Below are 13,193 nucleotides of genomic sequence, written 5' to 3' on the forward strand. Positions count from 1 at the left end.
CGCCTAAACGTTAAAAATCGCGATTTTTTCAATTAAGCTACCCGAAAAACTTGTCTAAAATGAAAAATTCGCCCTTTTTTGATTTTAAGCAATGCACGGGGTTGCGTTATTTCAGTCCCCTTGCTCCATGAAATCCCCTAGAGCTCCTGAATGAGGTCAGCGATCTCGTCCTGGTGGCGGTGACGGAAGACCGCCACAGTTCGCCGGCGCGGCGCCTGCGGGCTCAGCCCCAGCATCTCGTTAACTCGAGCTAGCGAATCTTCCGTCGATTCACCCGGCTGCATCAGCGTGCCGTCAAGTCCCACGAAGTCATAGAGGCGAGCCAACCCAGCCTCATGATGCTGGACAGCAGGTGCGATCGAGACATCAAAGGTCTTTTCTTTGCCCAGCTTGAGCCACACCCGCTGGCCCTCGTGGACACCGAGCTCGTCGAGGAACCGCTTTATCGTTGACAACGAGACTTGCTTGAGACGATTGACACGAACAAACTCCTCACCTAACCGGCTACTCAGCGCACAGCTCTCGCCCACTTTTACTCCGTAGTAAGCAGCAATGGGCGTGGGCACTGCGAAGCCGCTGCCACGCAGGTGGTCCTTGTTAACTGTCAGCAAGAGGTGCCAGTCGCCGTCACGGAGATAGGCATCGCGGGCATCTGCGATATCGCCCTCCATGACGTTTCCAGACTCATCCACTCGCGCAATAACCATGCCGTCGCGAGTCTCAAAATCTCCATTGGCCGCATATTGGCGGATCGAAAGTTCTGAAATTCGCAATCGCTCTGCCTGCGCTAGCAGCTCATTCAAAGCAATCGCAGGGACTTCCTGCGAGGAACCTGCGGCATCGACAACCATATGAGTACGGGTACTAGCGGCCAGGCGCGTAGAGATCCAGCTAGCAATACTCTTGAATTCCTCGTGACCCCACTCCGTCAGCGCCCATTGATCGGCAGAGACTTTTGTCAGACGAGGGTCGATGGAGAATTGATTAGAAGCAGACCGTGAGCTGCCACCCCCGAGGGTATCCATGATCGCTTCTGCAGTCATCGGCTCACCGTTTATAGCAAGCACGCTCACGGCACGGTCTTGGTAGCTGCCGACCTTTGTCAGCACGTAGTTGTCCAAGACTGCGACCTTAAGTTCATCGTTGGTCACGATGTACTGCTCCAGCCGGTCCGGCGTAACTTCTAGGCCCACGGCGAGTTCATCAATCCGAACAATACCGTGGTCATCCGCCAGCGTTGTTAGCCTCTCTGACAAGGCCTGAGTGAAGCCATTGAACACCAACCAGCCGTTAACAACTTCCCATTGCTTGCCAATGCGCGTGAAGATTTCACCGAACGTTGCGTCAAACTCGGCTGGCTTTCGTACGAGATCAGGAAGCTCCCTTCGGAGCTCATCCACAGGCAAGATTGGACGGGCACGCTTACCCACAGCCGCCACAACTTCTTTAAAGAGCGCACTATCCTTCTCAAAATCTTCCGCCAATTGTCGCTCCAACTGACGGATCCTCTCGCGCGTGAGACCAAACGCGGCACCGATGGAATCCAACGTCGCCTCACCAAGCCACCGGCTGCAAGCGATTCCGCGTTTGCGTTCATCACCGCCGGTGGCTCGAACGAGCTCATCCACGGCGCGTTGGAACAAAGTCCGCACTGGGGATTGCTGCTCCAGGTGTTCAGTAATTATGGGTACCTCAGCTGCGACGGCACTTGGTAACGACGCAACTTCTACAACCGCGCCATTTAGCTGTGCCCACCCGATGTACAACGCGGCTTGGTCCAACGCGCGGATTTCTTCGGACGTTCGACCCAAAAACTCAGCAGCGCGCCCAGCGGAGTCATCGTCGCTAAAAGGATTCTCACCAAAGGGGATGTCACCATAAGGGTTCTCCGCTGCGCCAATGCTATCGATCACCGCGGCATTTCCGCTGTCACTGGCTGCGAGAACCACAGCTTCCACCATGGCCACAAGCTTGTGTTCGCCTACTCCTGGTAGGTCACGCAAGTCCTCCACGGTTGCCTCCAGCGGTTGCGGGAACCGCGCAAACCACTGTGTGTACCCGCTCTTGTAAGAGCTTTGCACCTCGATCTCACTAAACGGTGTCAACTGGGGTGAGAGCTCCAGAAGTTTCTGTCTTGGGTGCTTGGCGCACCACTCCACCGCCAATGCCTTTGTGCCAGTATGCACACTTGTGCCAGAAACGCCAGTGCTCCACGGGAAGATCCCGTAGGTTTCTGTCAGATCAAGTTCAGCAGGCTGCGCCGACAGGTCCTGCTCCACGAGTTGCCCGCCCCCAGACATATTGCCCAACAGACGAGCAAAGGTCGTCTCACCAATAATTGGGACGCCATACTCCCTGGCCTTGCGCGCTTTTCCACTCATGGAGTCAGGGTTCGCTGCAACGAGTAGCACGGACTTCTTCGTCACGCCGCCGACGCTTAGCCCTACTGCCATTGCGCGACGTTCCCATTCTTCTCGGGGAAGATCGAACTGCCCCGTAAACGTCACTCTATCCCCAACAGACAGGCTGATGCCCAGTTCACTTTCCCCTCGCTGTGGTGCCGCAAGGAGTGCCTCGGCGGTATCGGCAGGCAGCCCCAGCTGCTCGTTGAGCAACAGCAGCGTGGCACGTTCTTCCTCTGTCACCTCACCATCAAGCCAAACCTCTACGGCGAGCTGCCGAATAAAATCTTCATGAATGCTCATCACGTCATTGCTGGTGAGACCCTCCTGCTGTGCTTGGTTCTGCAGCTCGGCAATTTCAGACTTGGAAAGTTCCTTATCTACCAACGCTGCCGCGAGCAGTTTCTTGTACTTCTCCGCGTCTCCGGAGCCTTCAGGTGCTGCAGTATCTGCCAGGCGGGCCAGCCATTCACCACGCTTGTGTGTCAAATCTTCTGCCAATGCGGTGCGAGGTAGAAGCGCGCCGCGGGCAGGAAACTCATGCGGCGGGAGGGTAATTGCTCTGCTGCTTATCACCACATCAGTCCCTTGGCTAACCAGCTGGGCAAACAGCTCTGCAGTCGCCAATGCATCTGCCAGTGCCGAGTGCGGACGGGCATTTGTAATCCCAACAACTTCCAAGGCGTGCTCAAGGGTTGTGCCCTCGCCTGGATACGTCTGCTGGAACAACCGCTTGGTATCAACCACCCACGCCCCGTAGTTAGGCCACGCCACCCCTAAATTAGAAAACTCCCTCTGCAAGAACCGCACTTCGAAAGGCGCATTGTGTGCGACCACCGTGCGCCCGTTGAGAAGTTCGAAGAATTCCCCTGCGACTTCGCCGAAAAGGGGCGCATCCACAACGTCAGTCGGTGTGATGCGGTGAACGAATGAGTTCGGAATATCCCGCTGCGGCTGCACCAAGGTCTCCCACGTTGACTCCACCTCCCGGTTGTGGTCCAACAGAACCACACCTATCTCGATGACTCGATCAGTCGAACCAAAGCCTGTGGTCTCGAAGTCAACGACGGCGTATCGCTTAGAGGCAACCATGGGGCCTTCCTTCTAGCTTTTTGGATCAATGCGTTGGGCTACTCAATTGCGCTGCACACCACATCATATGTGTCGACATGTCTCGAGTCTGTCGGCCTGGCCCAGAAGTACCTTGAATTCCAATCAGAACATGCACAATAGACTGCATGTCGAAACTGGGCCTGACCCCCGGACAGTGGACACGTCGGGGGTTAGCTATGCTGCTTTGGTCAATGTAGCTGAAGTCTCGGCTTCAAAGACATCAGGGGCTGAGGTTACCCTCGTTTAGTGGACACCCGATTAGTGCGGATCTTGTGTCCGTAAGAGAGGATGTTCATTGTGAGTCAACAACGCCAGAAATACACACCTGAGTATCGACGCGAAGCCGCGAACCTGGTAATCGAATCGCAGCGCCCAATTGCTCATGTAGCGAAAGAAATTGGTGTCGCACCTGGTCTTTTAGGCCGATGGGTAAAAAATGAGCGTCAACGCCGAGGATCTTCCGATGGATTAAGCGAGGCTGATCTTCGTGCTGAGAATGCTCGTCTGCGTCGTGAGCTGGCAGAAGCCAAGATGGATAATGAGTTTTTGTCAAAAGCGACAGCCTTCTTCGCCGCAAGGCAACGCGAGCAGAAAAGTTCGAATTAATGCAGCCAGAGAAGGCGAACTACAGCATCAAGCGCATGGCACGCTTGTTGAAGGTATCTCGGTCTGGATACTACAAATGGACCCATATACAGCAGCAACGACTATCCGGCGAAGATAATCGTGCATCATTTTACGATGATGTTGATCGCAAGATTCATCAGATTTGGAAAGACTCCGATGAGGTCTATGGTGCTCCGCGGATCACCGCAGAGCTAGGTGAGCGCTACCAGATCAGTGTGAATCGCAAGACTGTGGCTAAGCGGATGCGTCTGATGGGCATTGAAGGGATTTCACCGCGTGCTTTTGTGCCGGTGACAACGATTCAATCTAAGCGTAAGTCCACGCTTCCTGACTTGGTCCGGCGCATGTTTGATACCGGTGAGCTTAACCGAGTGTGGATGTCAGATATTACTTATCTGCGCACTGGTGAAGGCTGGTTGTATTTGTGCGTGGTCCGCGATGGTCATTCCCGCAGGTTACTGGGCTGGGCTATGGATAGCGTGCAAGATACTTCCCTGGTCGAAAAGGCCCTACGGATGGCACATACGCTGCGTGGTGACGTTCCTGACGGGCTGGTGTTTCACGCTGACCGGGGGACGCAATTTACCAGTGAGAAGCTCTGGGAGGTGTGCCGCAGCCTAGGGGTTGCTCAGTCTGTGGGACGTACCGGAGTGTGTTTCGATAATGCGATGGCCGAGTCGTTCTGGTCGACGCTTAAGACCGAGTTCTACGACCGGAAACGCTGGGCAACCCGCGATACTGCGCGTCAGGCTGTGGCTTACTGGATTGAAGTAGTCTACAACCGTCGGCGCCGGCACTCCGCACTCGGGATGGTCAGCCCCGTCGATTTCGAAAATCACATCACCCAAACCAGAAACGAAGAAAAAATCGCTGCCTAACCGCTAGGTAGCTCCACTACGTGTCCACGATTTGCGGGCAACCCCAACACCTCTTTGCTTTGTTGTCAATATTGGCGAGTTATCTTGTGTAGATGTGCTGATAGTAGAGCGGATTTATGGGTGAGTTTTAATGATGTTTACTGTTTATTATCTCAGCGAGTATTCGTAGCTTCAGCTGTTAATTTTTCGGCTACAAGCTAGGCAGCTGCGCGGTCACCGAATCAGACGTATGATGTCTTATGACTAAGGATTTCGTACAGATATTTCGCATCTAACCGGAAGGTAAAGACCATGTCCGCCACTACACAAAGTCCAGCCACTACCCAGCGCTCCGCGGCTACCCAGCCTGTGAAGGGTGTGGTCCCACCCGTACTCACGCCACTGAATGATGACTACTCCATCGACATCAGTACCCTTAAACGCCACGCTGAACGCCTGATCAAAGCCGGCGTCCACGGACTATTCGTCCTTGGCTCCTCCGGCGAGGTCGCATTCCTCACCCGCGAGCAACGCCGCGAGGTCATCGCCGCCGTCATCGAGCAAGCCCAAGGGCGCGTACCCGTCATTGCGGGTGTGATTGATATGACCACCCCACGGGTCATTGAGCATATTAAGGACGCCGTCTCCCTCGGCGTGGACGGTCTGGTCGCCACCGCCCCGTTTTACGTCCGTACGCACGCGGTGGAAATTGCGGAGCATTTCCGACAGCTCCACGCCGCAGCGCCCGATACCCCGCTGTACGCCTATAACCTGCCGGTGAGTGTTCATACTGTTCTAGAGATTGGGTCATTAGTTGAGCTAGCCAGCGAGGGTGTTCTTGCAGGTGTGAAGGATTCCGGGGGTAATGATGGGTACACTCGTGCGTTAATTCTTGCCCGCGATAAAGCAGGCGTGGAAAACTTTGTGGTGCTGACTGGCTCCGAAACCACTGTGGATTTCGCGTATCTTGCCGGTGCTGATGGCGTGGTTCCGGGGTTGGGGAATGTGGACCCAGTGTCTTATGTCACACTGCACGATTTACTGGTGAAGGGCGAGTTCGCGGAAGCAGCGCGTGTCCAAGCTAGGATCACGGAGTTATTTACCATCGTTGATGTGGGTGATGCCTCCCGTATGGGCGGAAGTTCCCAGGGCTTGGGTAGTTTCAAGGCGGCGCTGCATCACCTTGGGGTATTTCCTTCTGGTTTGATGTCCCGTCCACACGTTGCGCTGAATAGTGACGAGCGTGCGGCAATTGCCACCATTGTTGACGCGGCGAAGATCATTGAACCATAAGCACTGGCCATTGAATCTGAATGTACGCCGATGCTGACCCACCCTTGTGAGTATCGAACTCACACTTGTATAGCCAACTATCCCTTATGTAGCCAAATATTATGACTGTGACACTTGCTTTAGACGTTGGGGCAACAAAAATTGCCTGGGGTTTCGTAGATGATGACTCGCCTATGACAGCGCGATGTGTGGGCAGAATCCCCGCCCAGCCGCGGGGAGCCACGACGGGCGAACAGATACAGAAAGCTATTGCTCAGGCCGTGGATACTTCTGGTATTCACCCCACCCGCATAGGGATCGGCGCGCCGGGTGTTGTGCTCGCCCCTCAAGGACAGGTGGTACATAACGGCGATACGATCACGGGCTGGTCGGGGACAAATATTCGTGACCTGGCACGTGAGGTTATTGGTGTTGCCTGCGCGGTTCATAATGATGTGCGCGTATGGGCGTATGGTGAGTTGGCTGTGGGGCAGGCTCGGGAATTTCAGTACGGGCGGGTGTTGTATTTATCTTTGGGTACTGGCGTGGGGGGCGCGGTCAGCGATGATGGCGCACTTTTGCCCAGCCGTACTGGTTCAGCGGGGGAGTTTTCCGAGCTGCTGAGCGTGGACTGCCGGGGTTGTGCGGATCGTGCGGAAAACCTTATGAGCGGTAATGCATTGGCTAGTTACTACCAGGCACTGTCCGCTGAGTCGGCGCAGCCTGGCGCAGAGACCCCAACCGTTGAGCCGGCGCAGCCTGGCGTTTTACAGGCGCACCGGATTTCCTGGCGACGCCGCGATGAGCTGGCGATTACCTTGGAAGAAGTCGTGGAGCGGATGAATCAGGGCGATGAGCTGGCTTCGTGGATTATCCGGAGCAATTCTTATGGTCTCGGGCGGGCAGTAGCGGGGTTGGTGTCCGGATTGGATCTTGATGCTGTGATTCTTGGTGGTGGGGTCAGCCAGATTGGCGAACCTGTGGTGGAGCCGTTCACGCGCGCTATCGCCGATCATGTGTTGGCGCCGAATAAAGGGGTTGCGGTGCGGGTTACTGGGTCAGCGTCCACAGCTCCGCTGGTTGGTGCGGCGGCATACGCACGCGACCACGCCTTTTAGCTCACCCGTTGCGTCACGTCCCGCGTACCCCCGCTGCACATCGCCCGCGCCCTAGCAGTCCTGCCACCGCCCGCTACGCCCGCTGCGTCCACTGCCCCCGCCACGCCCCGCGCTCACCCTCTACCCAGTTTCGATAACACCATGTGAAAGGTTTCATCCACGATGTTCCAGTTTGATAGCAATGACCTCGATCGGCGCCGCGCCCAGGTTCTTGATCTTATCCGCGGCACGGTGACTGTATCGGTGCAGGCTCCGGACGGCCACCCGATGCGTGATACTCATACGTTGACCCGTGTCGCTCGTGCGTGTGTGGCAGGCGGCAGCCGCGCGATTCGTTGTGGTGGCTACGGGGGAATCCAGGATGTTGAGGCTATTGCGCAGGCCGTGGACGTGCCGGTTTTTGGCCTGACGAAGGAAGGCGGCGAGGGCGTGTATATCACCCCGACGGTGGAGTCTGTACGCCAGTTGGCGGCGGCGGGTGCTGCGGTGATTTGTGCAGACGCCACCGATCGCCCGCGTCCGGATTCGTCGACGTATGCCGATCTTGTGGAGGAATGCCACCGTCTGAATGTATTAGCGATGGCTGATTGTTCCACGCCGGAGGACATGCTTCGGGCTCATCAGTGTGGTGCGGATATTATTTCCACAACGTTGGCTGGCTATACGGAGTCTCGGGCGAAGACCGCGGGTCCGGATGTGGAGTGTTTAGCTGACGGTCGTGCGCGGTGTGGGCAGGAAGCGTTTATCATCGGGGAGGGGCGGTTTGCCTCCCGTGAGGATGTGCAGGCAGGTCGAGCATCGGGGGCGGACGCCATCATCATCGGCACAGCCATTACCGATCCGGCGTGGATTACTCGACAGTTCAACTCCTAAAGGTTCAGCGTCTCCAGTGTCACAGCGATTCTAAGATCGGTTCATAGTGCAGATAAACAGCTGCTTTATAGGCGTCGAGGTTGTTATCGCGTAGTGCATTGATGATGTCCTGGTGTGCCTGTACGGTTTTTATGAGGTCTCGGGGCGCTGGTATTTGCCGTAGGGGGATGACGTTCATGTGGACTTGCCAGAGTGCGTCATAGAGTTCGCGGATGATGGGGTTATCGATGTTGGATAGCAGGATGTGGTGAAAGCGCCGGTCTTCGTCCGCGAAGTTTTCGGCGTTGGCTTGTTTTTCCCCCATGGCGGTGACTAGTGCATGTAGTTGTTCATGCGTGGGGGTGTCCAGCTTCCTGGCGATTTCTCGGCCGATTGCCAGGTCCATGGCTTGGCGTGTTTCTACGACGTAGCGCAGGGTTTCGAGGTTTTCGTCTGCGTCTAGGGTCGCCCGGAAGATTAAGCCTTGTACCAGTGAGGTTAATGAGGCATTGGATACGAAGGTTCCTGTGCCGTGGCGTACTTCTACGATGTCTAGGGTGGCGAGGATACGCATGGCCTCGCGCACGGAAGATCGGGAAAACCCCAGTTCGGCGCACAGTTCAGCTTCGGTGGGCATGGTATCTCCTGGGGATAGGGAATTGTCCCGGATGAAGCGTTTGATACCTTCGACGGCTTGTTGGGTGGTGGAGGAAAGGGGTGTTCGTGCCCCATCGATTCCCCACGGTGAACTGTGCACGGCGTGTCCTTTCTGTGTTTGTTGCGCTGGGTTTGTGGAGTCAGGTCGGTTGAGTTTATGTGATTTTATGTCAATGACCCTGATGGTTTCACGTGGCCGCCGTAGGCGGGTCCGCTGGTGCTGCAGACGTGCGTGTCAGCGTGCGTGTCGGCCTGGGCGTGCCAGTGTGCGCGCCGGTGCCTGCTCGTGGAACCTGGTCGTTAAACCCCCCTTAACAGGGGGTATTTAAAAGATTTCCTCTAAGGGCATTCTGTACATCAGACGTCTGATGTATTCTAAACTTCGCAATGTTTTTTGGTGTACGGCGTGGCTACATACGCGGCTGCGATATATGGCTCTGTGATGTGTGCTGTGCCGTACGGCGCGGCGCTGATTATAAAGGGCTGCGCAGGTTGTGACGTGCGGCACATATTATGAAAGGGGGGCTGCAATGCAATCATTTGGCACTGTCAACTGGATCGTGTTGATCCTCTATCTCCTCGGCATGCTCCTCGTGGGGGCTTATTTTGCCAAGCGGGCAGTTCATGGACAGGATGAGTTTTTCAAAGCGGGCGGCCGCATACCCGGTTGGGCGGCAGGCTTTTCCATCTACGCCACCACATTGTCTGCTGTTACTTTTATGTCCACCCCAGAAAAGGCGTACTTGACAGACTGGGGATATTCGGCAGGTAACCTGGCCATTTTCGCCATCGTCCCGCTGCTGATCGGTTTCTATGTACCGTTTTTCCGAAAGTTGGACGTCACCACCGCCTACGAATACCTAGAGGAGCGCTTTTCTGTCGCCTTGCGCGTCATCGGTTCCCTCCTATTCGTTCTCTACCATATGGGGCGTATTGCTATCGTCGTGTATCTGCCAACGCTGGCGATCACCTCTGTGGCGGACATGAACCCCCTCATCGTTGCTGCCTGTGTTGGTTTCTTGTGCGTGATATACACCTTCTTGGGTGGCATGGAGGGCGTGATTTGGTCCGATGTTATCCAAGGTATTTTGCTGCTTGCGGGTGCCGCCGTGGTGATTCTTGCGGCAATGTCGATGACTCCGGAGGGTTTCTCCGACGCTTTGTCACACGCCGCCAGCGAGGGTAAGTTCTACTCCTCACAGAACTTCGCTACTGATGCAATCTTTACCTCCATTCCATTCATTTTCATCGGCAGTATCCTGAATAGTCTGCATCAGTACACGTCCTCGCAGGATGTTGTGCAGCGCTACCAAACTACACCAACGATCCAGGCGACCAAAAAATCCCTGATTGTTAACGGAATCCTCGCGCTCGTGACCATTCCACTGTTCTACGGCATGGGAACCGCACTGTATAACTTCTACGAGGCCAAGGGTGGTCTACCCGAGGGCGTGAACACTTCCGCCGTGGTGCCGTATTTCATTCTTTCCGAACTGCCAGCTGGTATCGCTGGGCTGATCATTGCCGCTATTCTCGCGGCAGCGCAGTCCACGATTTCTTCATCACTGAACTCTATTTCTGCCTGTGTTGTGGTGGATATTTACAATAGGTTCTCGGATAAACAAGCCTCTGTGATGTTCTCCCGCATTGTGATTATCATCGCCGGAATTTTCGGCGTGGGCGTGGCTCTATATCTTGTGGCGACCAATCAATCGGACCTATGGGACCTCTTCTTGTCCATCACCGGCCTGTTCGGTGTGCCGCTGACAGCCGTCTTTGCCCTAGGTATTTTCACCAAGACGGCCAATTCCCACGGCGTGCTGATTGGTTTGGCTTTAGGCGCTGTTGCCGCATTTTTCGCAGGAAAGATGGGCCAAGGTCCGTTCCTGGTCTCTACCGTGGCATTCGTGGTGACTCTTGTCGCCGGTTATGTTGTATCCCTGATATTCACCAGCAGGCATACCCATGACATCACGGCATTAACAATCTACGGCAAAGATCAGGAGTATATCCGCCGCGCCCCAGCACTGGCGAAGTAATCACCATGACCACGTGGTGATGTGACCTACCATCGATAGTTATGACATTCTCAGGACCACGCATTCTCACAGGCCGGTTTATCACCGAATCCGTTACATGTGATCACGCCCAAATCCGGCTGGATTCCCATGGCGTCATTGAGAGCATCGAGCCTGTCTCCGAGGCTGCGCCCATCACCACCGCACCCGCCACCCCCGCGTCTATCACCACCGCAGGCGCTCCCCGTGAAGGCACCGTCACCACGCTCGCCGCCTCCGATCGGATCACGTGGGTGCCGGGGTTCGTTGATCTTCACAACCACGGCGGTAATGGCGGGGCATTTCCCACCGGTGAACTGCAACAATGTCGAGCCGCCGCAGCCTACCACCGCGCCGCCGGAACCACCACGCTTCTAGCCAGCACGGTATCCGCCACACGCGATGATCTGCTTGCCCAGCTTGATATCCTCACCACGCTATGCCAGGAACGAACCATTGACGGTATCCACCTGGAAGGGCCATTCGTTAACGCCTGCCGCTGTGGCGCCCAGAACCCCGCAGCGATCATCGACGGTGACCCAAAGCTCTTCGCCGAACTGCTGGACGCGGGCGCCGGACATATTGTGTCAATGACCTTCGCCCCGGAAACCCCACATGCCCGTGAGCTGGTGAGCATGTGCGCGCGCCATCATGTTATTGCGTCGCTGGGCCATACGGATGCCTCCGCGCATCTCACCCGGAGCATTCTTGATCACGCCCGCGAGGTTGGGGCGACAGTCACCGCCACACACCTGTTCAATGCCATGCCACCTCTGCATCACCGCCGGCCTGGTGCCGCGGCCGCGCTGGTGACTGCGGCCAGTGCGGGTGAGGTATTCGTGGAGCTGGTGGCGGACGGCACCCATCTGGATCACCACATGGTCGATATGGTGTGGGCTGCCGCGCCGAATAATGCGATGGCCATTACGGATGCGATGGAGGCCGCAGGTTTGGAGGATGGGGAATATATCCTCGGCGCGCTTGATGTTCAGGTGCGCGGTGGGGTGGCGCGATTGGCAACACAGGATGGTAGCGCCGGTGCGATTGCCGGGGGAACATCCACGCTGCTTGATCAATTTCATGCCTTTCGGGCGCGTCATGGAGTGCATGATGCTGTGCGGTTTACCTCCGCGAATGCTCGGGCTGTGCTGGAGGCAGCAGGTCAGAGCCACGCTGGGGCGACAACGGCGGAGCACGGCGGGGTGGCTGAGCACAACAGTGTTGGGCCGGGGTCACTATTGCATTGCCCGGCGCCGGAGGTTGGCCAGCCAGCGCGGTTGGTGGGTCTCAACCCGGACGGCACGATTGCGGAGGTTATCCGCGCATGAAAAACAACGACCGCGAAACTACACACCGCGAACATAAACACAGCGGTAACCCCGCGAAACATAAAGATAAGAAAGGACCATCATGAAGATTCTTATTCGTCACAGCCCCGAGGATGTCGCAACCACCGCCGCGCAGATTTTCGCGCAGCACATTACCCCTGGCGCGCGGATAGGTTTAGCCACCGGCTCCACGCCTTTATTGATGTATCAGGAACTTATCCGGAAATTCCAACGCGGTGATCTTACATTTGCGCAGTTAGATGCTTTTTTGCTGGATGAATACGTGGGTTTGCCGAAGGAACATAGGGAGTCTTACTACGCCACTATCCGCCGCGAGTTCACTGAACATATTGATATTGCGGATACTGCCGTTCACTCGCCGGACGGCACGCATACTCACCCGTGCCAGGCGGCTAGGCAGTATCAAGAGCTTATAGACGCCGCACCTATTGACATTCAGCTCTTAGGCATAGGAGCTAATGGCCATCTGGGGTTTAACGAACCAACCTCTGCGTTGACCTCCGTGACTCGTGTGAAAACCTTGCACCCGAGGACTGTGCAGGATAATGCGCGTTTTTTTGATTCAGCCCAGGACGTGCCTCACCATGTGATTACTCAAGGTTTGGGAACGATACAGAAAGCATCCCACCTCTTATTATTGGCGACTGGCGAAGCCAAGGTGGAGGCCGTGAAGGCAATGGTGGAAGGGCCGTTAAGTGCATTTTGCCCGGCGTCTGTGTTGCAACTGCACCCACAGGCCACGGTTGTGCTTGATGAGGCCGCGGCTGCTGCCCTATCGGATAAGGACTACTACCGTTTCGTGGAAGAACACCAACACCTGGTGAGTTAGGGCTATGAATTTTTTGGGGCTGTGAGGTTAGGGTTTATGGCTACCGGTGGTGTGCTGTGC

General features: G+C 56.0%; 9 protein-coding genes. 7 read left to right on the forward strand and 2 right to left on the reverse strand.

The features are described from left to right. Window positions 1-137 precede the first annotated feature (137 nt). The gene (locus HMPREF1267_RS11855) at window positions 138-3,494 is read right to left on the reverse strand and encodes an exonuclease domain-containing protein (protein WP_005279779.1); all 3,357 of its coding nucleotides are present in this window, start codon (window positions 3,492-3,494) and stop codon (window positions 138-140) included. Window positions 3,495-3,803: 309 nt separating this feature from the next. On the opposite strand from HMPREF1267_RS11855, the gene HMPREF1267_RS11860 reads away from it, so the two are divergent. The 4 genes from HMPREF1267_RS11860 (at window position 3,804) to HMPREF1267_RS11875 (ending at window position 8,262) form a co-directional block, all read left to right on the forward strand. Further along, window positions 3,804-5,020 (forward strand): IS3 family transposase gene (locus tag HMPREF1267_RS11860; protein WP_156906131.1). Its coding sequence is split into 2 segments (ribosomal slippage): window positions 3,804-4,065 and window positions 4,065-5,020, totalling 1,218 coding nucleotides; the frame shifts between segments, so codons are not numbered across the junction. A 291-nt stretch (window positions 5,021-5,311) separates the two neighbouring features. Further along, window positions 5,312-6,292, forward strand: a complete 981-nt coding sequence (locus tag HMPREF1267_RS11865; RefSeq protein ID WP_023029437.1) for a dihydrodipicolinate synthase family protein — start codon at window positions 5,312-5,314, stop codon at window positions 6,290-6,292. 101 nt (window positions 6,293-6,393) lie between these two features. Beyond that, window positions 6,394-7,389, forward strand: coding sequence for an ROK family protein (locus HMPREF1267_RS11870; RefSeq protein ID WP_005279775.1), 996 nt, complete (start codon window positions 6,394-6,396; stop codon window positions 7,387-7,389). A 162-nt stretch (window positions 7,390-7,551) separates the two neighbouring features. After that, a complete protein-coding gene (locus HMPREF1267_RS11875) occupies window positions 7,552-8,262 on the forward strand; it encodes an N-acetylmannosamine-6-phosphate 2-epimerase (RefSeq protein ID WP_005279774.1) in 711 nt (236 codons plus the stop codon). Window positions 8,263-8,281: 19 nt separating this feature from the next. Here the strand turns inward: HMPREF1267_RS11875 and HMPREF1267_RS11880 are convergent, their stop codons facing one another. Next, window positions 8,282-8,998, reverse strand: a complete 717-nt coding sequence (locus HMPREF1267_RS11880) for a FadR/GntR family transcriptional regulator (RefSeq protein WP_051141769.1) — start codon at window positions 8,996-8,998, stop codon at window positions 8,282-8,284. A gap of 430 nt (window positions 8,999-9,428) precedes the next feature. Here HMPREF1267_RS11880 and HMPREF1267_RS11885 point away from each other — a divergent pair, with 430 nt between their 5' ends. The 3 genes from HMPREF1267_RS11885 (at window position 9,429) to HMPREF1267_RS11895 (ending at window position 13,133) form a co-directional block, all read left to right on the forward strand. Then, window positions 9,429-10,937 (forward strand): sodium:solute symporter, encoded by a 1,509-nt coding sequence (locus tag HMPREF1267_RS11885; protein ID WP_005279771.1) that lies wholly within the window; start codon window positions 9,429-9,431, stop codon window positions 10,935-10,937. A gap of 41 nt (window positions 10,938-10,978) precedes the next feature. Beyond that, entirely contained in the window at window positions 10,979-12,283 is a 1,305-nt protein-coding gene (locus HMPREF1267_RS11890; protein WP_005279770.1) for an N-acetylglucosamine-6-phosphate deacetylase, read from the forward strand. Window positions 12,284-12,365: 82 nt separating this feature from the next. Continuing rightward, a complete protein-coding gene (locus HMPREF1267_RS11895) occupies window positions 12,366-13,133 on the forward strand; it encodes a glucosamine-6-phosphate deaminase (RefSeq protein WP_023029439.1) in 768 nt (255 codons plus the stop codon). The last annotated feature ends 60 nt before the right edge of the window (window positions 13,134-13,193 follow it).

The sequence above is a fragment of the Corynebacterium sp. KPL1824 genome, assembly GCF_000478095.1.
Taxonomy (GTDB): Bacteria; Actinomycetota; Actinomycetes; order Mycobacteriales; family Mycobacteriaceae; genus Corynebacterium; species Corynebacterium accolens.

Bases quoted from the DNA above. Each gene is read 5' to 3' on its own strand.
- HMPREF1267_RS11855 (WP_005279779.1), bottom strand. From the start codon at position 3,494: ATGGTTGCCTCTAAGCGATACGCCGTCGTTGACTTCGAGACCACAGGC.
- HMPREF1267_RS11865 (WP_023029437.1), top strand. From the start codon at position 5,312: ATGTCCGCCACTACACAAAGTCCAGCCACTACCCAGCGCTCCGCGGCT.
- HMPREF1267_RS11870 (WP_005279775.1), top strand. From the start codon at position 6,394: ATGACTGTGACACTTGCTTTAGACGTTGGGGCAACAAAAATTGCCTGG.
- HMPREF1267_RS11875 (WP_005279774.1), top strand. From the start codon at position 7,552: ATGTTCCAGTTTGATAGCAATGACCTCGATCGGCGCCGCGCCCAGGTT.
- HMPREF1267_RS11885 (WP_005279771.1), top strand. From the start codon at position 9,429: ATGCAATCATTTGGCACTGTCAACTGGATCGTGTTGATCCTCTATCTC.
- HMPREF1267_RS11890 (WP_005279770.1), top strand. From the start codon at position 10,979: ATGACATTCTCAGGACCACGCATTCTCACAGGCCGGTTTATCACCGAA.
- HMPREF1267_RS11895 (WP_023029439.1), top strand. From the start codon at position 12,366: ATGAAGATTCTTATTCGTCACAGCCCCGAGGATGTCGCAACCACCGCC.